The sequence below is a fragment of the Streptomyces sp. Y309 genome (assembly GCF_056712025.1).
In genome coordinates this window covers 682,703-707,058 of record NZ_CM160048.1, presented here as the reverse complement: position 1 = coordinate 707,058, position 24,356 = coordinate 682,703, and the positions used below count along the sequence as shown (strand labels likewise).

At 70.7% G+C, this 24,356-nt stretch carries 7 protein-coding genes and 2 pseudogenes; 6 read left to right on the top strand and 3 right to left on the bottom strand.

The window, feature by feature from the left end; all coding sequences use genetic code 11:
• Positions 1–76 precede the first annotated feature (76 nt).
• From AC0KTA_RS02440 to AC0KTA_RS02420, 5 genes are all read left to right on the top strand, one after another.
• Positions 77–6,640: an SDR family NAD(P)-dependent oxidoreductase gene (locus AC0KTA_RS02440; protein ID WP_481056285.1), complete on the top strand. Its 6,564-nt coding sequence runs from the start codon at positions 77–79 to the stop codon at positions 6,638–6,640.
• 6 nt (positions 6,641–6,646) lie between these two features.
• On the top strand, positions 6,647–10,846 hold the full coding sequence (locus AC0KTA_RS02435) for a type I polyketide synthase (RefSeq protein ID WP_481053404.1): 4,200 nt from the start codon (positions 6,647–6,649) through the stop codon (positions 10,844–10,846).
• Positions 10,847–10,987: 141 nt separating this feature from the next.
• A complete protein-coding gene (locus AC0KTA_RS02430) occupies positions 10,988–11,761 on the top strand; it encodes an SDR family NAD(P)-dependent oxidoreductase (RefSeq protein ID WP_481053403.1) in 774 nt (257 codons plus the stop codon).
• Between the two features lie 595 nt (positions 11,762–12,356).
• A complete protein-coding gene (locus AC0KTA_RS02425) occupies positions 12,357–15,287 on the top strand; it encodes an AfsR/SARP family transcriptional regulator (protein ID WP_481053402.1) in 2,931 nt (976 codons plus the stop codon).
• A 204-nt stretch (positions 15,288–15,491) separates the two neighbouring features.
• Positions 15,492–18,449 (top strand): AfsR/SARP family transcriptional regulator, encoded by a 2,958-nt coding sequence (locus AC0KTA_RS02420; protein ID WP_481053401.1) that lies wholly within the window; start codon positions 15,492–15,494, stop codon positions 18,447–18,449.
• 53 nt (positions 18,450–18,502) lie between these two features.
• On the opposite strand, the gene AC0KTA_RS02415 is transcribed toward AC0KTA_RS02420, so the two are convergent.
• Both AC0KTA_RS02415 and AC0KTA_RS02410 read right to left on the bottom strand, forming a co-directional pair.
• Complete coding sequence (locus AC0KTA_RS02415; RefSeq protein ID WP_481053400.1) at positions 18,503–19,405, bottom strand: RICIN domain-containing protein; 903 nt, start codon at positions 19,403–19,405, stop codon at positions 18,503–18,505.
• Positions 19,406–19,562: 157 nt separating this feature from the next.
• Positions 19,563–19,667 (bottom strand): annotated as a pseudogene (locus tag AC0KTA_RS02410) (transporter); the annotation flags it as partial.
• A 626-nt stretch (positions 19,668–20,293) separates the two neighbouring features.
• Between AC0KTA_RS02410 and AC0KTA_RS02405 the strand changes: the two are divergent.
• Positions 20,294–21,047: pseudogene (locus AC0KTA_RS02405) on the top strand (winged helix-turn-helix domain-containing protein); the annotation flags it as partial.
• A gap of 117 nt (positions 21,048–21,164) precedes the next feature.
• On the opposite strand, the gene AC0KTA_RS02400 reads toward AC0KTA_RS02405, so the two are convergent.
• The gene (locus tag AC0KTA_RS02400) at positions 21,165–24,209 is read right to left on the bottom strand and encodes an AAA family ATPase (protein ID WP_481053399.1); all 3,045 of its coding nucleotides are present in this window, start codon (positions 24,207–24,209) and stop codon (positions 21,165–21,167) included.
• Between the last annotated feature and the right edge of the window lie 147 nt (positions 24,210–24,356).

The following is a 24,356-nucleotide window of genomic DNA, read 5'->3' as shown; positions in this document are numbered from 1 at the left end:
GGGGGATGCCTGTCAAGGCATCCCCCGATCCATCGACCGGCAGACTTTCGCATTCGCCCTATCGGGGAGGCACCGCATCATGAGCGACGAGAAACTCCGTTACTTCCTCAAGCGAGTCACAGCGGAGCTGCGGGAGACGAAAGACCAGCTGGAGCGGGTCGAAGCACAGAACAATGAGCCGATCGCGATTGTGGGGATGGGTTGTCGTTTTCCGGGGGGTGTGGAGTCTCCGGAGGGTTTGTGGGATGTGGTTGCCGATGGTGTGGATGTGATCGGTGACTTTCCGGCGGATCGTGGCTGGGATCTGGAGGGGCTGTTCGGTGATGATCCGGATCGTTCGGGCGTGAGTTATGCGCGGGCGGGTGGGTTTCTGGGTGATGTGGCGGGGTTTGATGCGGGGTTCTTCGGTGTCTCGCCGCGTGAGGCGTTGGCGATGGATCCGCAGCAGCGGTTGGTGCTTGAGGTGTCGTGGGAGGCGTTGGAGCGGGCGGGTATTGATCCTCGTTCGTTGAGGGGGCTTTCGGGCGGGGTGTTTATGGGGACGAACGGTCAGGATTATGGCCGGGTTGTTCTGGGGGATGGTTCGGGTTCGTTCGAGGGGTATGTGGCCACGGGGAATGCGGCCAGTGTGGTGTCGGGTCGGGTGTCGTACGTGTTGGGGCTTGAGGGTCCTGCGGTGTCGGTGGACACGGCGTGTTCGTCGTCGCTGGTGGCGTTGCACCTGGCGGCGCAGGCATTGCGGAGCGGGGAGTGCTCGCTGGCTTTGGCGGGTGGCGTGACGGTGATGGCCACGCCTTCGGCGTTTGTGGAGTTCAGTCGTCAGCGGGGGTTGGCGGTTGATGGTCGGTGTAAGGCGTTTGCGGCTGCGGCGGATGGCACGGGCTGGGCCGAGGGTGTGGGTGTGCTGGTGGTGGAGCGGTTGTCGGATGCGCGGCGTAACGGGCATCGGGTGTTGGCGGTGGTGCGGGGTTCGGCGGTGAATCAGGACGGGGCGAGCAGTGGGTTGACGGCGCCGAATGGTCCGGCGCAGCAGCGGGTGATCCGGCAGGCGTTGGCGGCGGCTGGTCTGCGTCCGTCGGATGTGGATGTGGTGGAGGCGCACGGGACGGGGACGAAGCTCGGGGATCCGATTGAGGCGCAGGCGCTGCTGGCGACGTATGGGGAGCGGTCGTCGGATCAACATCCGTTGTGGCTGGGGTCGGTGAAGTCGAATATCGGGCATACGCAGGCGGCTGCGGGCGTGGCGGGTGTCATCAAGATGGTGATGGCGCTGCGTCACGGTGTGCTGCCGCAGACGTTGCATGTGGACCGGCCGTCGCCGCATGTGGAGTGGTCTTCGGGTGAGGTTGAGCTACTGACTGAGGCGCGCGGGTGGCCGGAGGTGGGTCGGGCGCGGCGGGCTGCGGTGTCGTCGTTCGGAATGAGTGGGACGAATGCGCATGTCGTCCTGGAGCAGGCCCCGGAGGGGCAGGAGGTCCCGCAGGAGGACGAGGGCCCCGCGCGTTCCGGAGCCGTACCGTGGGTGATCAGCGGTCATACGCCCCAGGCGTTGCGGGCGCAGGCGGGCCGGTTGGCGGGGTGGGTGCGGGCGACCGCGGATGTGAACGTCGGGGATGTTGCAGGGGCGTTGGTGTCCTCGCGGTCGATGTTTGAGCACCGCGCCGTGGCGCTGGGGGACAGCCGGGAGGCGTTGCTTGCCGGTCTGGGTGAGGTCGAGCGCGGAATCCCGGGCGACGCCGGTGTGATCTCGGGTGCGGCGGACATGGCTGGTGCCGGGGTCGCGTTGGTGTTTCCGGGTCAGGGTTCGCAGTGGGTGGGGATGGGGCGTGAGTTGTATGCGTCCTCGCCGGTGTTTGCTGCGCGGGTTGATGAGTGTGAGCGGGCGCTGGCGCCGTTTGTGGACTGGTCGCTGACGGACGTACTGAACGGGGCGGCGGGCGCTGCGTCGTTGGAGCGGGTGGATGTGGTCCAGCCCGCGTCGTGGGCGGTGATGGTGTCGTTGGCGGCAGTGTGGGAGTCGCTGGGTGTGAGTGCGGGTGCGGTGGTGGGGCATTCGCAGGGTGAGATTGCTGCGGCGGTGGTGTCGGGTGCGTTGTCGTTGGAGGACGGGGCGCGGGTGGTGGCGCTGCGGAGTCGGGTGATTGGTGAGGAGTTGGCGGGGCGGGGCGGGATGGTGTCGGTGGCGGCGCCGGTGGATCGGGTGCGTGCGTGGTGTGTGTCGCTGGGTGAGCGGGTGTCGGTGGCGGCGGTCAATGGGCCTGCGTCGGTGGTGGTGTCGGGTGAGCCGGTGGCGTTGGAGGAGTTGGTGGCCGCCTGCGAGGCCGAGGAGGTGCGGGTTCGGCGGATCCCGGTGGATTACGCCTCGCATTCGGTGCAGGTGGAGCAGATCGCCGACCGGCTGGAGCGGGAGCTGGCGGGGTTGTCTCCGGGGCCGGGCCGGGTGCCGGTGTATTCGACGGTGGAGGCCGCCTGGATAGACGGCAGCCGGCTGGATGCCGGGTACTGGGTGCAAAACCTGCGCCGCCAGGTGCGGTTCGACGAGGCCGTGCGCGGGCTGCTGGAGGACGGGTTCCGGTTCTTCGTCGAGTGCAGCGCCCACCCCGTGCTGACCATCGGTGTTGAGGGGACCGCCGCGGACACGGGTGTGGCCGACGTGGTGGCCACCGGAACCCTGCGCCGGGACGACGGCGGGCTGGAGCGTGTCCTGGCCTCGGCAGCCGAAGTCTTCGTCCGCGGCCTGCCCGTCGACTGGAGCAGTGTCACCGGACCGGGCACCTCCAACACCCCGAACGCCTCGAACACCTCCTCAGACCTGCCCACTTACGCCTTCCAACGCCAGCGCTACTGGCTGGAAGCCTCGACGGGCGGTTCGGATCCAGCTGCCCTGGGTCTGGACGATGTGGGTCACCCCTTGCTGGGCGCGGCGGTGTCGCTGGCCGATGGCGGCGGGGAGGTGCTGACCGGTCGGCTGTCCGCCGGCCGCCCCGGCTGGCTGGCGGATCACCGCGTCGGTGACACCGTGGTGGTGCCGGGTACCGCACTGCTGGAGATGGTCGCCCGTGCCGGTGAACAAGTGGGCTGCGTACGGGTCGAAGAGCTGGTCCTGCACACCCCGTTGGTGATCCCCACCGAAGAAGCAGTCGACGTACAGGTAAGGGTCGGCCTGCCGGACGAAACCGGACGGCAGGAGGTGGACATCTTCGCTCGCCGTGACGGCGCCGAACCCTGGCCCCGGCATGCCGGCGCCACGGTGACTCCCGATCATCCGGTCGTCGCGATCGAGTCCCACGCGGCGTGGCCTCCGGCCGGGGCGGTACCGGTCGAGTTCGACGGTTTGTACGAGCGGCTGGCGGCCGGCGGGTTGGAGTACGGGCCGGCCTTCCGCGGCCTAGAGGCCGTGTGGCGTGGAGACCACAGCGGTGAGATCTTCGCCGAAGTGCGTCTGCCACGGCTGGTCGAAGGCCAGGCGGATCGCTACCTGGTGCATCCGGCACTGTTGGACACCGTGCTGCACGCGGTGGTGGCCGCGGATCTGCTGCCCGACATGGAGACTTCGCGGCTGCCGTTCTCCTTCACTGGCGTGACGATCCATGCGGTCGGCGCCTCCGTGCTGCGAGTGCGGCTGACGGCGGCTGGTCCGGACGGCGTGTCGCTGTCCGCGTGGGACGGGGCCGGGACCCTGGTGCTGACCGCCGACGCGGTGGTGATGAGGCCGGTGTCGCAAGACCGGCTACGGGCAGCGGTGTCCACGCACCAAGACTCCCTGTTCCACGTGACCTGGCAACCCGCCGTACCTCTCCCCGACGTGTCCGCCTCGTCCGCCTGGGGCCTGCTGAACTCTTCGTGTGACGCACGGTCCGACCTGCCCGGCGCGTGTGCCGCCGCGCTCCGGGACGCCGGTGTCTCCCTGTCACTCCTCGATTCCCTCGACTCTCTCGACGCGTCAGTAGCCCCACCAACGGCCCCCCACGCGGACCTCGTGCTGGCTCCCTGCACGACCGCTCCCGTCACGGACCCGACGGACCTGCCGGAACGCGTGCGTGCCCAGGTGGGTGCGGTACTCAAGGACGTACAAGCCTGGCTCGCCCTCGAACGAAGGCCGGGGGCCCGGCTGGTGGTGGTGACCAGGAGCGCGGTGTCCACGGTGGCGGGGGAGTCCGGCCCCGATCCCGTACAGGCGGCGGTGTGGGGCCTCGTACGCTCGGCCCAGAACGAGCACCCGGATGCTCTCCAGCTGATCGACCTCGACACCGACCCGGCCTCGATGGCGGTGCTGCCCGCGGCCGTGGCATCGGGACATCAGCAACTGGCCGTACGGGGAGGCGAACCGCGCGTACCGCGCTTGGTACGAGCCGTCCCCGATACGGAAACCGGTGCGTCGGCCCCACTGGCTGTGCCGGACGTCTCCGCGCCACGCGCCTGGCGGCTGGAAAGCGTGACCCAGGGGACCTTGGACGGTCTCGCTCTCGTCCCCTGCGCCGATGCGAACCGGCCGCTCGAGCCCCACGAGGTGAGGCTCGCGGTGCGCGCGGCAGGTCTCAACTTCCGCGATGTCCTCATCGCCCTGGACATGTATCCGGGCGACGCGACGCTGGGCAGTGAAGCCGCGGGCGTGGTCACCGAGGTGGGATCCGGAGTGCGTGAACTCGCCCCCGGCGACCGCGTGATGGGCATCATGCCCGAATCGTTCGGCAGCACCGTCGTGGCCGACAGCCGACTGCTCACCCACATCCCTGAGCCGTGGTCGTTCGCCGACGCGGCCGCTTTCTCCATCGTGTTCCTCACGGCCCATTACGCCCTTACCGACCTGGCGCGGCTGAAACCCGGCGAGAGAGTTCTCGTACATGCGGCAGCCGGTGGCGTCGGTATGGCCGCGGTGCAAATAGCGCAGCTGACGGGTGCCGAGATCTTCGCCTCGGCCGGCCCGGGGAAGAGAGGCACGCTCCGGTCGCTCGGCCTGGACGCCGCGCACATCGTGTCGTCGCGGGACCTCGAATTCGAAGAGTCGATACGCAAGGCCACCGGCGGTCGTGGCGTGGACGTCGTACTGAATTCCCTCTCCGGAGAATTCGTGGACGCCTCGCTGCGGCTGCTCGCCCCGGGCGGTCGGCTGATCGAGCTGGGAAAGACAGACATACGTACCCAGGAAGAGATCGCCGCCGCCCATCCGGAGGTGCGATACCGGGCATTCGAGCTCCTCGAAGCCGGGCCCGAGCGCATCCAGCAGATGTTCACCGAACTGCTCGACCGTGTCGCCGAGGGCACGCTACGGGCCCTGCCCACCACCGCATGGGACATGCGCCGCGCTCCGGAAGCCTTCAGGTTCCTCAGCCAGGCACGCCATGTGGGAAAGCTGGTGCTGACGGTGCCACGCCCCATCGACCCCGAAGGGACCGTGCTGATCACCGGCGGTACGGGCACCCTGGGCAGGGCGCTTGCCCGACATCTGGCCGCCACCCATGGCGTACGCCACCTTCTCCTCACCGGACGGCAGGGGCCGAGAGCGGCCGGCGTGGACGAACTGCGGGCGTCCCTGGCCGAGCACGGAGCCACGCTGACCGTCGCCGCCTGCGACGTGACGGACCGGGAAGCGCTGGCAGACGTCATCGCGGACATCCCTTCCCGGCACCCGCTGCGGGCGGTCGTCCACGCCGCGGGCGTTCTCGACGACGCGGTGGTGACCTCACTCGACGCAGGACACCTGGACCGGGTGCTCGCGCCCAAGACCGACGGCACGGTCAATCTGCACGCTCTCACCCGGCATCTCGACCTCGACGCCTTCGTGCTCTTCTCGTCCTTCGCGGGCACGGTCGGCAGCCCCGGCCAGGGCAACTACGCCGCGGCGAGCGCCTTCCTGGACGCCTTCGCGTCCCGCAGCGCCGCCGAAGGCATTCCGGCCGTCTCGCTGGCCTGGGGATTCTGGGCGGAAAGCAGCGGAATGACCGGGCACCTCAAAGGCACGGATGTCGCCCGTATTTCCCGGGGCGGACTGGTGCCGCTCGGACGCGAGGAAGGACTCGCGCTCTTCGACGCGGCCATGGCCTCGCCCGAAGCCCAGCTGGCACCGGTGCGGTTCGACACCACGCGACTCGCAGCCGAGATCGCGGCCGGAACGGCACCGCGGCTCCTCGACCGGGTGGCCGGAACACCGCGCCGCCGCGGTGCGGCCCCGCAGGCGGCCGACCCGGACCGACGGCACGGGCAGCACGTGGACACCCTGCGGGACCGCCTGCTCAGGACGGATCGGGCCGAGCGTGAGCACATCGTGCTGGATCTGGTGCGCACCCAGGCCGCCCTGGTGCTCGGACACACCGGGCAAGAACTGATCGGCGCCGACCGGGCGTTCAAGGACCTCGGCTTCGACTCGCTCACGGGCGTGGAATTCCGCAACCGTCTCAACGCGGCCACGGGGCTGCGACTGCCGGCCACCCTGGTCTTCGATCACCCGAGCCCGAGCGTCCTCGCGGCCTACCTGTGTGCCGAACTCGGCTTCCTGCCGGGCCCTGCCGACAGCGAAGGTCCGGATGACGAAAACGGCAGCCGAGGCACTTCCGCTCCGAGTTCCGATGAGATCGACATCATCGACACTCTCGACGCCGAGAGCCTGATCCATCTGGCGTACAGCGATACCGAGTCCTGACGATGTTTGAGCGAGGTCCTGATGAACACAGATGCGCCCGCCGACAGCAAACTCATCGACGCACTGCGGAACTCCCTGAAAGAGACCCGGCAGCTGAGGGAGGAAAACCGACGGCTCGTCGAGGAATCGCGCGGCCTCATCGCGATAGTGGGGATGGGTTGTCGTTTTCCGGGGGGTGTGGAGTCTCCCGAGGGGCTGTGGGATGTGGTTGCCGATGGCGTGGATGTGATCGGTGACTTTCCGGCGGATCGTGGCTGGGATCTGGAGGGGCTGTTCGACGAGGATCCGGACCGGCCGGGGACTTCCTATTCTCGTGCGGGCGGTTTTCTGTATGCGGCTGCGGAGTTCGATGCGGGGTTCTTCGGTATTTCGCCGCGTGAGGCGCTGGCGATGGATCCGCAGCAGCGGTTGCTGCTTGAGACGTCGTGGGAGGCGTTGGAGCGGGCGGGAATCGATCCGCGTTCGCTGCGCGGGACCCGGGCCGGCGTGTTCACGGGCCTGATGCACCAGGCGTACGTGCCGGAGGCCGGCGGTCCGTCGGCCGATCTCGAAGGCTATCTCGGCAGTGGTAATGCGGGCAGTGTGGCGTCGGGTCGGGTGGCCTATGTGTTGGGGCTTGAGGGTCCTGCGGTGTCGGTGGATACGGCGTGTTCGTCGTCGTTGGTGGCGTTGCATTTGGCGGTGCGGGCGTTGCGGAGCGGGGAGTGTTCGCTGGCGTTGGCGGGTGGTGTGACGGTGATGGCGACGCCTTCGACGTTTGTGGAGTTCAGCCGTCAGCGGGGGTTGGCGGTTGATGGGCGGTGCAAGGCTTTTGGGGCTGGTGCGGATGGGTTTGGTCCGGCTGAGGGTGTGGGTGTGCTGGTGGTGGAGCGATTGTCGGATGCGCGGCGTCACGGGCATCGGGTGTTGGGGGTGGTGCGGGGTTCGGCGGTGAATCAGGACGGGGCGTCGAATGGGTTGACGGCGCCGAATGGTCCGGCGCAGCAGCGGGTGATCCGGCAGGCGTTGGCGGATGCGGGGGTGGGGGCTGCTGAGGTGGATGTGGTGGAGGCACACGGTACGGGGACGAAGCTCGGGGATCCGATTGAGGCGCAGGCGCTGCTTGCGACGTATGGGCAGGGTCGTGAACGGCCTTTGTGGCTGGGGTCATTGAAGTCGAATATCGGTCATGCGCAGGCGGCTGCGGGGGTGGCGGGTGTCATCAAGATGGTGATGGCGCTGCGGGAAGGGGTGTTGCCCAAGACGCTGCATGCCGAGGAGCGCTCTCCGCATGTGGAGTGGTCCTCGGGCGGGGTGGAGTTGCTGACTGAGGCGCGTGAGTGGCCGCAGGTGGGACGGGCGCGGCGGGCCGCGGTCTCGTCTTTCGGGATCAGCGGGACCAATGCGCATGTCGTCCTGGAGCAGGCCCCGGAGGAGCAAGAGGTTCCGCAGGAGGACGAGGCCCCCGCGCGTTCCGGAGTCGTACCGTGGGTGATCAGCGGTCATACGCCCCAGGCGTTGCGGGCGCAGGCAGGCCGGTTGGCGGAGTGGGCCCGGGAGACCGCAGGTGTGAACGTCCGGGACGTTGCGGGGGCGTTGGTGTCCTCGCGGTCGGTCTTCGAGCACCGTGCCGTGGTGCTGGGGGAAGGTCGAGAGGCGTTGCTCACCGGTCTTGAGGAGGCCGCGGGGGGTGTTCCGGGCGCCGGCGTGGTCTCGGGAGCGGCCTCGGCGGCCGGCAGGGTGGCCTTGGTGTTCCCGGGGCAGGGGACGCGGGCGGCCGGGACGGGACGGGAGCTGTACGAGTCGTACCCCGTGTTCGCCCAGGCGCTGGACGAGGTGTGCGCGGCTGTGGACAGCTTGCTCGACCGCCCGCTGCGGGAGGTGATGTTCGCTGAGGAAGGCACCGAGGCGGCGGAGCTGCACGGCCGTACGGACTTCGCGCAGCCGGCCCTTTTCGCCTTTGAGGTGGCGTTGTGGCGGCTGTGGCGTTCCTGGGGTGTGGCGCCTTCCTGGGTCGTCGGCCATTCGGTCGGCGAGTTCGCCGCGGGGCATGTGGCCGGGCTGTGGGGGCTTCAGGATGCGGCTCGGCTCGTGGCTGCTCGCGGCCGATTGATGAATGGGTTGCCGCAGGGCGGTGGAATGGCGGCGATACGGATACCTGGTGGGGACGTTGATTCCTGGCTTGCCGAGTTCGGCTTGTCCGCGGATGCGGGGGTGGAGATCGCGGCTCTCAACGGGCCGTCCTCCGTGGTGGTTTCGGGGGACGCGGAAGCGATTCACCGGCTGACGGGGATGTGGAGGGAACGGGGGTGCAAGGTCACTCCGCTGGCGGTGACGCATGCCTTTCACTCGGAGTTGATGGAGCCGATGCTGGATGAGTTCCGGCAGGTTCTCGCGACGGTGGAGTTCCGGTCTCCTGCCATGGGCTGGGTGTCCACGGTCACCGGGAGTCCCGTGCGGCCGCAGGAGGTGTGCGACCCGGAGTACTGGGTGCGCCAGATACGGCAGCCGGTGCGTTTCTCGCAAGCGGTACGGGAGTTGGCCGATGCCGGTGTGGATGTCTGTGTGGAAGTCGGCGGGGATGCTTCGCTGAGTGCGATGGGCTCTGAGTGTGTGGCCGGTCCGCGGGCGGCACGTTGGGTGCCGTCGTTGCGTCGGCGTTCAACGGAACAGCGGTCGGTGGTGCGCGCCGTGGCCGAGGTGTTCGTACGCGGTGTGGCTGTCGATTGGGAAGCGGTGCTGGGTACGCCGATCCCGCGGGGACGTCATTTCGACCTTCCGACGTACGCGTTCCAGCGGCAGCGGTACTGGCTGCGGGCTCAGGCCTCGGCCGACGCCACGGCCCCCGCGGTCGCTTCGCGGGAGTCGACTCCGCCCGTTCCTCTTGAGGAGCGAGAGCGGCTTTGGCAGGTGCCCGAACTGGCCGAGGAGCAGCGGCGACAGGCTCTGTTGGATTTGGTGCTGGCCGAGGCCGCGTCCGTCCTGGGCTACTCCACGCCCCAGAAGCTGGACCCCGGCTGTCTCTTTCGGGATGCCGGGTTCGACTCGCTGAGTGCGGTGGCGCTCCGGAACGGACTGATGGCCGCGACCGCGCTCGATCTGTCCGCGGGCATGGTGTTCGAGTATCCGACACCGTACGAATTGGTGGACCACCTCTGGTCCGAGCTGTCGGCCCAGGGGACGAAGGAATCGGGACGAGAGACTCCCCGACCGTCTCCATCCGCACCTGCACTCGCCCCCACACTCTCACCAGCACCAGCACCAGCACCAGCACCAGCACCAGCACCAGCACCAGCACCAGCACCAGCACCAGCCCCCGCACTCTCACCAGCACCCGCGCTCGCACCGCAGCAGGACGCAGACGAACCGTTCGGTCGCCTGTTCCTGCAGGCCCGCGCGAACGGCAAGACGGCGGAGGCCAACCGCTTCGTCGGGTCGGCCCTGCGACTGCGCTCTGATACCGCTGACACGTCAGCGCTGCTCGAGGGGCTGAGGCCGGTACGGCTTGCTCGCGGCGACGGCGGGCCCGCTCTGCTGTGTCTGCCCCCTCTCGTCCCCGTGCCCATCGCGATGCAGTTCGGCGCTTTCGCGTCCGCGTACCGGGGTGCGGGGGAGGTCACCGCGCTGCCGCTGCCCGGCTTTTCGGACGGCGGTGAACTGCTGCCGCGTGACACCGCAACGATGATCGAGGTCCAGGCGGCGGCGGTACGCAAGCACCTGTGCGGCGAACCGTGTGTCCTTGTCGGCTATTCCTCCGGAGGGATGCTGGCTCATGCGGTGGCCGGTCATCTGGAGGCCGAGGGCACCCCACCGGCCGCTTTGGTACTGCTGGACGCCTATGTGCTGGCGGACATGTCGGAGCGCCTGATGCGGGCCATGAACTACGAGGTACTGGACCGCCGGGCACACTTCGCGACCTTGGACTTCGCGGGCCTCACCGCCATGCGCCGCTACATGGACGAGTTCTCGCACTGGTCGCCAAGGCCCGTGCGGACTCCCACCCTCTTCGTACGGCCGACCCAGTGCGTTCCTGGCGTGCCCGGCGAGGTGCTGGATGACCGCGAGTGGCGTTCCACCTGGAAGGGCGCTGACAGCTATGTGGAGGTGCCCGGCGACCACTGTTCGATGATGACGGAACAGGTCGAGGGGACTGCTCGTGCGGTGGCGGACTGGCTGCGGAGCGTCCCAGGTGTCCCGTCCGCCGTCGGACGAGCCGCAGTCTCGTAACCGAGGACAGAGTTGGTGGAGAGCGGCCGGAGAGCGGGTCCGGTGCGCAGGTGCGTGAGGGGAAACTGAGGCAGTGTCGTCAGTGGCCGGCACTGTCGGTCAGTCTTCGAAACGCATGACGCATCGAACAGGGGAATGTCGATGGGCCCGTTGGAAGGCAAGACGGCACTGGTGACGGGCGGTTCGCGCGGCATAGGCAGGGCGATCGCGCTCCGCCTCGGCGCCGATGGCGCCCAGGTCGCCGTGCACTACGGCAGCAATGAGCCGGCGGCCGCGGAGACGGTGGCGCGGATCGTGAGCTCCGGTGGGCGGGCCTTCGCCGTGCGGGCGAGCTTTGACGCGGACGGCGCGGTGGACCGACTGTTCGAGGGCCTGACGGCGCAGCTGGCGGACGGCGGATTGGACATCCTGGTCAACAACGCGGGGATCTCCTCGGAGAACCCGATCTCGAAGGTCACCCCGGAGGAACTGGAGAGGCTGCTCGCCGTCAACGTCAGCGCGCCGTTCTTCGTGACGCAACGAGCGCTGCCGATGCTGAACGACGGCGGGCGGATCATCAACATGGGGTCGATCGCGAGCCGGTTCGCGGTCTCCACACAGATCGGCTACACCGTCACCAAGGCAGCACTGGAGGCGCTGGCCCCCTCGTTGGCCAACGAGCTGGGCAGGCGCGGCATCACGGTCAACACGGTGGGACCAGGTCCGGTGCGCACCGACATGATCGAGCACTACACCGCCATTCCCCAGGTGGTCGCCGAACTCGAGGCGCTCACCGCACTCGGCCGCCTCGGCGACCCGGAGGACGTCGCCGACGTCGTCGCCTTCCTGGCGAGCCCCCAGGGCCGCTCCGTCACCGGCCGGACCATCGACGTCTCGGGCGGGATGTATCTGGGGCCGATCGCGTCGCCGGTCTGAGACGGGTGGCGCGGCGGCGACGCCCGCGATCTCGGAGGTCAGAACGTCCGGCTCGAACATGATGAACGGACCGCGGGTGTCGCCGGGAGGATGCCGGCGCTGCGTGCAGCGCTGAGCGGTAGGCGCCTGACGGGCACAAGCGCAGGTCAGGCGCCTTTCGTCGGTGCCTCTAGAAGAAGCCGAGCTTCTTCGTCGAGTACGACACCAGAAGGTTCTTCGTCTCCTGGTGGTACACCGCTCGTACCCCCGTTGACCAGGCAGTTCGCCGCGGCATCGACCCGCGGACCCAACAGCGGGACGGGCCGCCCGCCCAGTGGCTCTCGGAAGACAGCGACAGCAGGATGCCCGGCAACCGGTGATAAGCCCATGGTTGAAGTACATCGGCAGGAACACTCCACACGAAACCCTGATCTGCAAGACCATCCCTGTGCGGTGCACCGATGGCAGCCCGGCGACGTTAAAGGCTGGATTGCCCACAGGTAAGATCCAGGGCAGCGCACGCCGGGGGACGACGTGCCGAGCGCCCGGGGGGAAGACGGGGCCGGCCCGCCGAACGGCATGCGCGCCTGAAGGCATCAACGGGGTGGGGCGGAAGATGGTCACCGGGGACACCGGGCTGCGGTTCGCGCTGCTCGGTCGGCTGCGTGCGTGGCGCGGCGACAGGGAGCTGGAGCTCGGCTCCCCGCAGCAGCAGGCGTTCCTCGCAGTGCTGCTGCTGCGCCAGGAGCGGGCCGCCTCGGTGGCCGACGTCGTGGAGGCGCTGTGGGGCGGGAACCCGCCACCCCGCGCAGTGGGGGCCCTGCGGACGTACGCCTCGCGGCTGCGCAAACTCCTTGAGCCGGAGCGGGCCGCGGGCGAGTCCCCCCGGGTCCTGGTGTCCGTCCCCGACGGCTACGCGCTGCACGTGCCGCGCGAGGCCGTGGACCTCGCCCGGTTCGAGGACCACGTCGCCTCGGCGGGCCGGGCCCGGGCGGCCGGACAGCTCGCGGAGGCCCGCGCGCGGCTGCGCCTCGCGCTGGAGCTCTGGCAGGACGGCCCCCTGCCGGGCGTCCCCGGCGCGGCCATGGACGCGCACCGCGCCCGGCTCGCCGACCAGCGCCTGACGGCCCTCGAAGCCCGCCTGGAGCTCGACCTGGAACTGGACGGCCCGCTGTCGGTCCTCGCGGAGCTCACCGACCTGGCCGCACACCATCCCCTGCGCGAACGGCTGCGCGCCCTCCAGATGCAGGCGCTGCACCGTGACGGCCGGTCCGCCGAAGCGCTCGCCGTCTACGACGAGGCCCGCCTGCTGCTGAGCGAGGAGCTCGGGCTCGAACCCGGCCGCGACCTCGCCGAGGCACGGGATCTGCTCACGGCGCCGGACGCCACCGGCAGCACCGGGCTCCCGGACCCGGCCGCGCCGCCGCTGCCCGCCCAACTCCCGGGCGACCTCGCCGACTTCACCGGCCGCGCCACGCTCGTGGCGGACCTGTGCGCGCTGCTGACGTCCGACCGCCCCGGCGCCGCCGCCATGGTGGCGATCTCCGGAGCCGGCGGGGTGGGCAAGAGCGCCCTCGCCGTGCACGTCGCGCACCGGGTGCGGGAGTCCTTCCCGCACGGACAGCTCTACATGGACCTCCAGGGCGTCGGCGGCCACCCGGCCGACCCGGCCACCGTGCTGGGCTCGTTCCTGCGGGCGCTGGGTGTGGACGACGCCGCGATACCCGAGGGCCTGGCGGAACGCTCCGCGCTCTTCCGCACCCGGCTGGACGGGCGCCGCGTGCTCATCCTCCTCGACAACGCCCACGGCCCCGAGCAGGTGCGGCCCTTCCTGCCCGGGCCGCCCTCGTGCGCCGTCCTGGTCACCAGCCGCGCCAAGCCCGCGGGGCCGGCGTCCGCGCGCCTGGTCGACCTCGACGTCATGACCCCGGGCGAGGCACTCGAACTCCTGGGCAAGGTCATGGGCCCGGCCCGCGTCGCCGCCGAGGCGGACGACGCCGCCCGGCTGGTGTCGGCCTGCGGTCACCTGCCGCTGGCCGTACGGATCGTGGCGGCCCGGCTTGCCACGCGCCCCGCGTGGCCGCTCGGCGCGCTGCACGGCCGACTCGCCGACGAGCGGCACCGCCTGGCGGAACTGCGCGTCGCCGACCTGACCGTCGAGGCCGCCTTCGCGCTCGGCCACGCCCAGCTCCGGCCGGACCAGCAGCGCGCCTTCCGGCTGCTCGCCCTGCCCGAAGGACCGCACGTCTCGTCCGCCGCCGCGGCCGCCGTCCTCGGCCTGCCGGAGCCGGAGGCCGAGGCGCTGTGCGAGTCCCTGGTCGACGTCAGCCTGCTGGAGTCCCCCACCCCCGGCCGCTACCGCTACCACGACCTGCTGCGCCTCTACGCGCGTGGCCGCGCGGGCGCGGAGGAGTCCCCGGAGGGGCGGGCCGCCGCCCTGCGCCGCCTCCTTGAGTTCCTGGTGTCCACGGTGCGGGCCTCGTACCCCGGCGCCCTCGACAGGGCCGAACGCCTGGGGGTGACCGCGACGGTCCCCGGACTGTCGTTCGCCACGGCCGAGGACGCCGGCGCCTGGCTGTCCGAGGAGGCGCCGTGCCTGTTCGCGGCGGTGCGCCAGGCGGCCGAGGACCCCGCCGGCGCCGTCGCCCTGGCGGCCGACCTGCTGCTCATGACGGAGGAGCTGCTGGAACGCGGGAGCCCCGGACCGGAGTTCGAGCAGACGGCCGAGGCGGTGGTCGCCGCGGCGCTCCGCCTGGGCGACCGGCGCAGCGAGGGCCGCGCCTACCTGGCCCTCGGCCACGGCTACTACTACGCGGCCCGCCTCCGCGAACTGGTCGTGGTCTACCGCCAGGCGGTGGCTGCGAGCCGCGCGGCCGGCGACGCGCTCGTCATGGCCGACGCCCTGGTGCTGCTGGCCCGCTGCTTGTACCACCTGCGCCACCACGACGAGACCCGCGCCCTCCTCACCGAGGCCTTGGCGGTCTTCCGGGCACACGCGGACCGGCTCGGCGAGGCGAACGCCCTCGGCGCGCGCTGCCGGGTGCGCCAGACGGCGGGCGAGACGGCCCCGGCGGTCGCGGACGCAGAGGAGGCCCTGGTGCTCCATCAAGGTCTGGGTAACGGTCGGCGGGTGGGGTTCGCACTGTACGAACTGGGCGTCGTCCTCGGCGCCGCCGGGCGGACCGCCGAGTCCGCCGCACGCCTCACCGAGGCGCTGGCCTTCTTCGGCGCTCGTTGTAACCGGCTGTGGGAAGGGCTCACCCTCTCCCGGCTCGCGGAGAACCGGCTCGCCACCGGCCGCGCCGAGGAGGCCGCCCGGCTGGCCCGGACCGCGGTCGCGACGCTGGAGGAGGTCAGGAACGACCGCGGCTGCGCCCACGCCCTTGCCGTGCTCGGCAAGGCCCTCGGCGGACTCGGGGACCATGACGGCGCCCGGACGCACCGGCGTACCGCGCACGAGATCTGTGCCCGCCTGGGCATGCCGGAGGCCGACGACCTTCTCGCCCTGCTCGGCGCCGGGCCCGGGTGCCGGGACGGGTCGAACTGACACCGGCCCTCTGACGGGAGCGGCCCGCTCTCTTCGCGTGCCGAACCCGTCACGGCGGAACTGGTGTCACGGCGACCCACCTTCCCGTGACCTCCTGTGACCTCTCGTCAAAAGGCGCTCACGCCACCTGGTCCGTACCCCACCTGGCCCTCACTCCACCTGGCCCTCACTCCACCTGGCCCTCATGTCGTTCGGAGACATCCCATGCCCCCCACTGCCTCGCCCGGCCACTCCTCCGGCGGTGAGTCCGGGCGAACCGCCGCCCACCGCTTCACCGTTCTCGGTCCCCTTCGCATGCACGACGGGTCGGCCGAGGTGCCCGTCGGCGCGCCCCAGCGGCAGGCGGTGCTCGCGGTGCTGCTGCTACGGGCGCGTACCCCCGTGTCCGCCCGGGAACTGATCGCCGCGGTCTGGGGCGACGAGGCCCCGCTCGGCGTGCTGGGGTCGTTGCGCACCCACGTCTTCACCCTGCGTCGACTCCTTGAGCCCGGCCGGGCACCCCGCGCCGCCGCGCGCACGCTGCTGACGACGGGCGACGGCTACACCTTGCGCGTCGCCCCGGAGGACGTCGACCTGACGGTCTTCGAGCTCCGTACGGCCGAGGCGCGGCGGGCCCGGGCCGCCGGCCGGCCCGAACGGGCACGGTCACTGCTCGTCTCCGCCCTTGACCTGTGGCGCGGCAGGCCGCTCGCCGGCGTGCCCGGCCCGTACGCCGAGGCCCAGCGCACCCGTCTTGAGGAGCTGCGCCTGTCGGCGGTCGAGGCCCGCTGGGACGCCGAGATCGCGCTGGGCGGGCACGACAACGCGCTCGGTCCGCTGCGCGTGCTTGCCGCCGAACACCCGTGGCGCGAGCGGGTCCACGAGCTGCTGATGACAGCGCTGCACCACGCCGGACGGCAGGCGGACGCACTCGACGTCCACGCGCACGTCCGCCGCGCGCTCGCCGAGGAGCTGGGCACCCGCCCGGGTCCTGGCCTGGACCGGCTCCAGCAGCAGATCCTCACCGCAGGACCCGGGCGGCAGACGGGCGACGCGGCCGGGCTCCGCGTTCCGGACCGGTCGTACGGGTCGACTCAACTGCCCCAGGACACCGCCGACTTCACGGGCCGGGGCGACGAGGCCGACCGGCTGTGCACCGCACTGGAGAGGGGCGGGACCGTCGCCGTCAGCTCCATCAGCGGGATGGGCGGCATCGGCAAGACCGCCCTGGCCGTCCACGTGGCCCAGCGGATGCGCCATCGCTTCCCGGACGGGCAGCTCTACGCGGACCTGAGGGGAACCGACCTCCGGCCCGCGGAGCCCATGGAGGTGCTCGGCCGCTTCCTGTGCGTCCTCGGCGTCGGCGCCGGTCACCTCCCGGCGCTGCCGGGGGAGCGGGCCGCCCTCTACCGCTCCATGCTCGCCACCCGGCAGGTGCTCGTCGTCCTTGACAACGCCCGCGACCCGGCCCAGGTGCGCGACCTGCTGCCCGGCGCGCCCGGCAGCGCGGTGCTGCTCACCAGCCGCTCCCGGCTCGTCGGCCTGACCGGGGCCACCCTGGTGGACCTGCGGCCCATGGTGCGGGCGGAGTCCCTGGAGCTGCTGACCCGGCTCGTCGGCAGCCAGAGCGTGTCCGCCGAGCCGGAGGCCGCCGCCGAGGTGCTGGATGCCTGCGGCCATCTGCCGCTCGCCATCCGCATCGTGGCCTCCCGCCTTGTCGCCCGGCCGGATCACACGCTCGCGGAGACCGCCGCGCTCCTTGCGGACGAGCGGCGCCGCCTCAAGGCGTTCAGGGCGGAGGGCAACGCCGTGGAGACGACCTTCCGGCTCGGCATGGAACTGCTTGACGCCGAGCATGTCCGCGCCTTCCGGCTCCTGTCCCTGCCCGAGATGCCCGAACTGGGCGTGCCCGTCGCCGCGGCGCTGCTCGCCCGGCCGGAGCGGGAGGCGGAGGAGCTGTGCGAGTCGCTTGTCGATCTGAGCCTGCTGGAGTCGGTCGCCCCCGGCCGCTACCGCTACCACGACCTGCTCCGGCTCTTCGCCCGTCAGACCGCGTTCGCCGAAGTGCCGGACCACGAGCGAACCGCCGCACTTACCCGCCTCCTTGAGTTCTGCCTCGCCACCGCCCTCGACGCCCACCGGGCGTCGCTGCCCGACGACGTGTTCCCCGGGCACGCAGCCGCACTGCGCTCCGAGGGCCTGGACTTCACCGGCCCGCGGGAGGCCGCCGCCTGGCTGCTCGACGAGCAGACGTCGCTCCTGGGACTCGTCGAGCAGGCGGCGGGCGACGCCTCCCTGTCGCTGACCGTCTGCGCGGACCTGCTCCTTGCCGCGGACCCGCTCGGCCGCCTCGGCGCGCAGCCCTACGGCATCGAACGCGCCGCCCGGACCCTGGCCGAGGCCGCGCGCGCCGCCGGCCACCGCACCGCGGAAGCACGCGCCCTGTACATGCTGGGCGGTTCCGTGCAGTACCGCTTCGCCATGCTGCTCGGTGCCCCCTCCCTGGACCGGGCCATCGAGCTGTGCCGGGAGGCCGGGGACAGGACGCTGCTCGCCCACGTCCTGATCACTCGCGGCGGAGGCGCCCTTGCCCTGCGCGACTTCACCGCCGCGCACGCCATGCTGACCGAGGCGCTGGCCCACTGCAGGGCCCTGGCCAGCCGCGGCATCGAGGCGTACGCGCTCGGCTTCCTCGGCCTGGCCCTGCTGGCCACCGGCCGGGCCGAGGACGGCCTTGCGCGCTGCCGCGAGGCCGTCGCCGTCACCCGGGCGACCGGGGACGTCGCGGGCCGGGCCAACGCGCTGCACAACCTCGGCCAGGTCTGCCTGCGGACCGGGCGGACGTCCGAGGCCTTCGACAGCCTGCACGAGAGCCTGCGCCTGTGGCGTGAGACGGGCTCCCGCTTCCGCGAGGGCCTCCTGCTTGGCGCGATCGCCGAGGCCCACAACGTCTCGGGACGGCCCGCGGAGGCCGCCGAACACGCCGCGCGGGCACGGGACATCGCCGAGGCGCGCGGCGACGCGGGCATCCTCGCCCGCGCCCTCGCACAGCTCGGCCACGCCCACCGGGCCCAGGGCGACGCCGACCGGGCCCAGGAGCACTACCGCCGTGCGGAGAGCGTCTTCCGTGAGCTCGGCCTGCCCGACGCGGACGACGTCGCGCGGCATCTCGGGGAGATCTGACGCCACGAAGGGTCCTGCCACGCCTCCCGTGCCCGGGCCTTGCCGGCCTCTCCTCAGCCCACGAAGTCCTGTGCCCACCAGTGGGTGCCGTTCGAGTCGACCGTGACGCCGACGCCGGTGTACTTGATGCTGTCGTCCAGGATGTTCCTCTCGTGCAGCGGCTCCTTGATCCACGCGTCGACCACCGAAGGGGCGTCCTTCCAGAAGCCCCGAGCACCGGCCGCGTTCTCGCTGGTCTTGCCGATCGGGCGGGAGTAGCCGTACTTCTTCAGCGAGTCCCTCATGTTGGCGAAGGTCCAGTGGCCCTGCTGGCCGCGACGGGCCTGCTCGTCGGCCTCGTCCTGCGCGGTGCGCGCGACGGCGTCGTCGTACTGGAGCGGCGCCTTGCCGTGCTGCACACGGTAGTTGTTGACCAGGTCGAACACCTGCCGCTGCAGTCCGGCGGGCGGCTTCTGGCCTTGGTCGGAGCCCCACTTCCAGACCTGGGACGCCGTGAAGTTGCAGGTGAAGAGCTGCACGGGGGTGCCGTCCTCCGGGTTCCCGCCGGTGACGTCCAGGCACTTGCTCGACTGCGGGTTGATGAGGACGTCGCCCTGGTAGCGGACCCACTTCTGGGCACCCGAGCCATTGCAGTCCCACAGCTGTACGGGGGTGCGGTCGGCGGTGCCACTGGACGCGACGTCCAGGCACTTGCCGAACGCGGTCATCGTGGCACCGACCTCACCGGGCTGTTCGTTGTACGTCCATCTCTGGGACTCGGTGCTGTTGCAGGTGTGAATCTGTACGGGGGTGCCGTTGCCGGTGCTGCCGCCGCGGACATCGAGGCACTTGCCCCCGAGCCCGACGACCTGCCCCTGTAACTGAGCCGCCTGCGCCGTGGACGGCATGGCGGTGACACCTATGACGGCAAGGGTCAACGTGCCCCAAATGTGCGGCTTCCTCAGCGACTTCCTCATGGTGGCCCGTCCTCTGCCTCGCATCGCGACCCCGGTGCTGTTACCCGGGTCTCTGTCTCGAGGAGGCTAGGAACAGACGATCAATAGCTGATCAACGCCCGACAAATACCACTCGCGCCGCCGGTGCTCCTTGAGCGAGAGGAATCACTTCCGCGGCCTAGAGCCAGCCCCGCCGCTTGAACACGAAGTACAGACTCACGCACACCACCTCCATCAGCAGAATCGCGAACGGATACCCGGCCGCCCACTTCAGCTCGGGCATGGGCATGGGCTTGGGATGGGATGCAACGAGCGCCTCACGGGTAGCTGCTGTCGTCACTCGCAGTGGCCGTCTGTCGGGATGACGAAGGAGGCGGTGCTGTCGGTGCGAGGGACCCGCGATACCCAAACGGTCTCCACTGGCTGGCAGTGACTGGCCTGGTGAAGGCGGTGGAGGGCGCCGTTGTGGCCCCTGGCGCGCCCACGCGGTCGAGCTCCGCCCACACCGTCTTGTGCGGCTCCGGCCCGACCTCCGTGCCCCACCGGTCCGCGAACGCCGCCACCAGGGCGATCCCCCGGCCCGACTCGTCGTCCGGCTCCGCCCCCTCGGCGCCCGTGGCAGCCGCTCGGCGCACGCGTCGCTCACCTCCACCCGCAGCAGCCCGCTCGGCGCGAGCCGCAGCGTGAGCCGGAAGTTCCGCCACGACGTGCTCCGCCGCCTCGACCGGCCGCCCCCAAGCCCCGAGTTGGCGTACGACGGTACGTCGAGCCAGATACGCGCCACGTGGGCTGGACGACAACAGCACGCTGAACTGCCGTACGGGGGCCAGGGCTTGTGTGGTCTCTGTAGCTTGATCGGAGACAGCGGGGGAGTGGCTTCGCCGTGCGTCGGGTGTTTCGGGAGCGCATGTGCGTTCGGTGCAGCGATGGCGCGCCGCCTGGCAGGACGGCGGGCAGCAGGCTCTGCATTCCAAGGGGTCGGCTGCCCGGCCAAAGCTGCGCGAGGCCCTGTTCACGGTCCTGGAGCAGGAGTTGGCAAGAGGGTCGATCGCGTACGGGTGGCGAGATCAGACCTGGACCCTGGCCAGGATCAAGACGTTGATCGAGCGCCGCTTCCACAAGGCGCTCTCGCTGTCGGCCATCGCGGAGATGCTGCACCGCCACGGGTTTAGCCACCAGGTCCCGGCCCGGCGGGCGCTGGAGCGGGACGAGGGGGGGCGGTCACCGGCTGGGTGAAGGAGACCTGGCCCCAGGTGGAAGCACCGCGGCGGCGCTCGACGCCTGGATCGTCTTCGAGGACGAGGCCGGTTTCTCGGTGACGCCGCCCACCTCCCGCACCTGGTGCCGGCGCGGGCACACCCCGGTGATACGGGTCAGGAGGCGGTCCCGGGGCCGGGTATCGGTGGCTGCCCTGTGCTGCTACCGCCTCGGCGAGCGGTCCCGCCTGATCTGCCGGCACATCCTCCACGACCCCCACGGCGGCCATGCGAAAGCCGGATGCCGCAGCTTCTCCTGGACCGACTACCGCGACCTGCTCAGCGCCGTCCACCAACAGCTCGACGCCCCATTCATCCTCATATGGGAAAACCTCCACATCCACCGTGCAGTGGGGCTCCGGGACTTCGTCGCCGAGCACGACTGGATCACCGTCTACCAACTGCCGTCCTGCGATGCCCTCTGCAATGCCGAATACGGGCAGGTCGGCGACGAGAGAGCCACGCGCTCGCGTAAAGGTCCGCGTGGGCGGCCGGGTGGCTCGCGGGTCGAGGGCCCGGCGGTGTCAGAGGGAGCCAAGCGTGCCGGTGAGTACGGCGGTGACGAGTTCGGTGCGGGAGCGTTTTCCGGTTCGGGCGAACAGCCGGGACAGTCGCCGGGAGACCGCGTCCTCATTGAGGTACAGGACGGTGGCGATCTGGCGGTTGGTGAGCTGTTCGGCGAGCAGGGCGGTCAGCAGGTGGTCGTTCTCGGCGGTGGCCTGCTTGCGGCCGGGGATGGTGAGCCCGGCCTCTCGCATCGCGGTCCTTGTGTGGAAGCGCCACAGGGTGGCACCGGTCAGGCCGAACAGTTCGTACGCCTCGTTGAGCAGCGTGGGCGGGCCGGCGCCCATCTCGGCGGCGGCCACCAGGGTGGTTGCCGTCTCGAAAGGCAGGCTGCGGGTGCGAGCGAGGTCCACGGCCTCGCGCAGGTTGCGGCGGGCGATGTCGGGGGCGTCATGTCGCAGGGTGAGGGCCGAGGCCAGCAGGTGCCGCAGGCGGGACCGGTCGGTGCCCGTCTGCGTGGTGATCCGCTCCAGGCGTTGCAGGCAGGCCATCGCCTCGGCGGTGCGCCCCGCCTTGGCTGTCACCTCTGCCAGCAAGGCCCACAGCTCGTCTGTGCCGTAGATCTGGTCGTGTGCCTGTGCCGTGTCCAGTCCGCTGCGCAGTGTCTTCTCGGCGCCGTCCAGGTCGCCGAGGGTCATGAGCACTTCTGCTTCCGATGCGTGCAGTGCGCACTGTGGCGGGCTCCCTTCGGGACCACGCAGACCCTCCACCAGCTGGAGAGCGCTGGTGATGCGGCCTCGGGCGAGAAGGATGGCCATAGTGCGAGCGGGTAGCGGCGAGCGGTCCGCCACCGGAGTCGACTGGACCTCCTCGCTGGCCAGCAACCGGCGGGCCGATTCCAGTGCCTGGTCCCACCGGCCCGTGAGGTGATTGAAGAGGAACTGGCTGAGCGGGGGCAGCACTTGCACGCTCAGGCCGGCTGTCTCCAGCAGGGTTTTGGCCGCGTTGAGGTCGTAGCCGGTGAGCAGGGTGTCGCACGTGCCGCCGGCCAGCGAGTACACCTTGCCAGGGGGTAACTCCGGGGCGTCTTGCATGGCCAGTTCGCGCCGGTAGGGTTCTGGTCGGCCCATTGCCAGTTCGGCCATGGCGCTGAAACGGCCGGGCACCGCACGTGCGCGTGGACTGGTGTTCCATACCGCCTCGGTCTTTTCGAGCAGTTCCGCCGTCTTCCGCCATTGCGCCAGATGGCACAGAGCCATGGCCTGGCCGGTCACCTTGGCCAGGGCGGGTACCGGTAGCTCGTCCCACCAATGGGGCGTTGCGAGTCGGGACATCGTGGGCCAGTCCCGTGCGTTGGCGATGGCCGCCACGACAAGGCAGGCGACCTCCTGCAGGTCGAGTGCGGTCAGCGCTTGTCGTGGGTTGCGCAGCAGTGTGTCCCCGACGGCACGGCCGGTTTGGTAGTCGTACGCCAGGTAGGCGGCCGTGGCGTACCGCTGCAGGGCAAGATCGCGGTGGCTGGGCTGCTCGATCAGGTGGGCGGCGGCCTTGAGCCACCGGAGCACCGGATGGTCATCGGTGCCGGGCCGCATCCGCTGGGCGGCGTCCGTCAGTTCGGCCACCGCACGGTCACGGTCGACCAGGCCGCCTGCGTCCGCGATCCGGTCTGCCCGGTAGGCCAGTGCCTCTTTTTCGTCCAGCAGGACCGGCGCCGAGGGGATGACCTGTCCGGCGCGCTCCGCGTCCGCGTGTGCCCAGAGGACCTCGACGGCCGTGGCGGACAGCCGGCCGCGTTCCATCGGCCGCAGCCGCTCCCGGACGGTGTGCGCTGTCAGCGGAAGACGGAAGGTCCAGCCCGCTACCGTGGCGTCGTCCGGGCCGGTCAGTTCGTCGACGATCCCCGCCTCGACCAGGCCGCGCACGCCGTCGACGACAGTGTCGGCGGACAAGCCGGTCCAGGTCGCGGTCAGTTCCAGGGCCGGTCGGCCGAGCGGCCACAGGATGCTCAGCGCTGCGGCCACCGCACTGTACGGCTCGCCCAGTGCGTCCAGCGCCGAGACGAACCGGTCGTCGTCCGGCAGAACGGGTACCGGCGTCCTCGCGCCGATGAAGGCGTGGCTGTCGGCGACCCGGATCTTGCCCCGCCGAGCCCATCCGGTGATCAGAGCCTCGACCGCCCCCGGGACACCGCGGGTCAACTCGCCTGTCTGCCGGGCCAGGACGGCGTCGGGCGTCGCCTGCAACCACCTCGCCACCAGCGCGGCAGTGTCTTCCGGTCCCAGCGGAGGCAGCACCACCGTGCGGGTCCCTTCGGCACCGGCCAACTGGTCGACGGTCCCGGGCATACTCGTGCGGCCTGGTGTCCGGGCCTTCTCGGCCTTCCGCCCAGGGGGTGAGGTGCCCACGCCGACACCATCAGGGCCGCCGGCTCTCGTGCCGTCCGCGCTCGGTGCGACATTCTGCACTGCCGACACCACCAGGCGGACATCGGGCGCGAGCCGCGAGACGTCGATCCCGCTCAGCAGGGCCAAGGAATCGGGGTCGGCATGCTGGGCGTCGTCGACCATGACGGTCACCGGCGCGGAACGGGCCAGGACAGCGCGGAGCAATGCGTCCATGGCCGTCCGGTCACGCCGGTCGACGGCGGACCGTGCCCGAGTAACCAGCCCTCCGGCCGGCCGCCGGCGTTCCCCAGTGGATGGGTGCTCTTCGAGCACCATGACCAGCCGCAGTGCCAGCAGCAGAGGCCGTGCACCGTCGCCCGGAACACAGTTCACGGCAGTCGCGGCGGTCCCTTGTGCACGCAGCCGCTCGCCGACCGCCTTGAGGAACGTACTGCGGCCCACGCCGCGTTCGCCCCGCACGAGCACCAGACGCGGGCCGTCAGGGTCGCTCAGGCAGTCGTGGATCTCTTCCGACTCGCGCTCGCGGCCGAGCAGGCAGTCGTCGGTGCCGTCCACTCGCGCGGCCGTACCCCAGCGGACCAGTTGGTTGTTGCCCGACCACGAAGCCACTGTGCAGTGCATCCCCTTGTTCAATGGTTTGCCCAGGTTGGCTATGGACACGGCCGTCTTCGGCTGCGCCCGCTTCTGGACCTGGCCCGCTGACATTATGAGTGTCGCCGCCACGCGGTGAACCAACCAGGGCCCACGTGCCAACTCCCGGCATAGGAACGCCGTCCACCCCTTCCCCGATAAACGAAAATCAGCCGG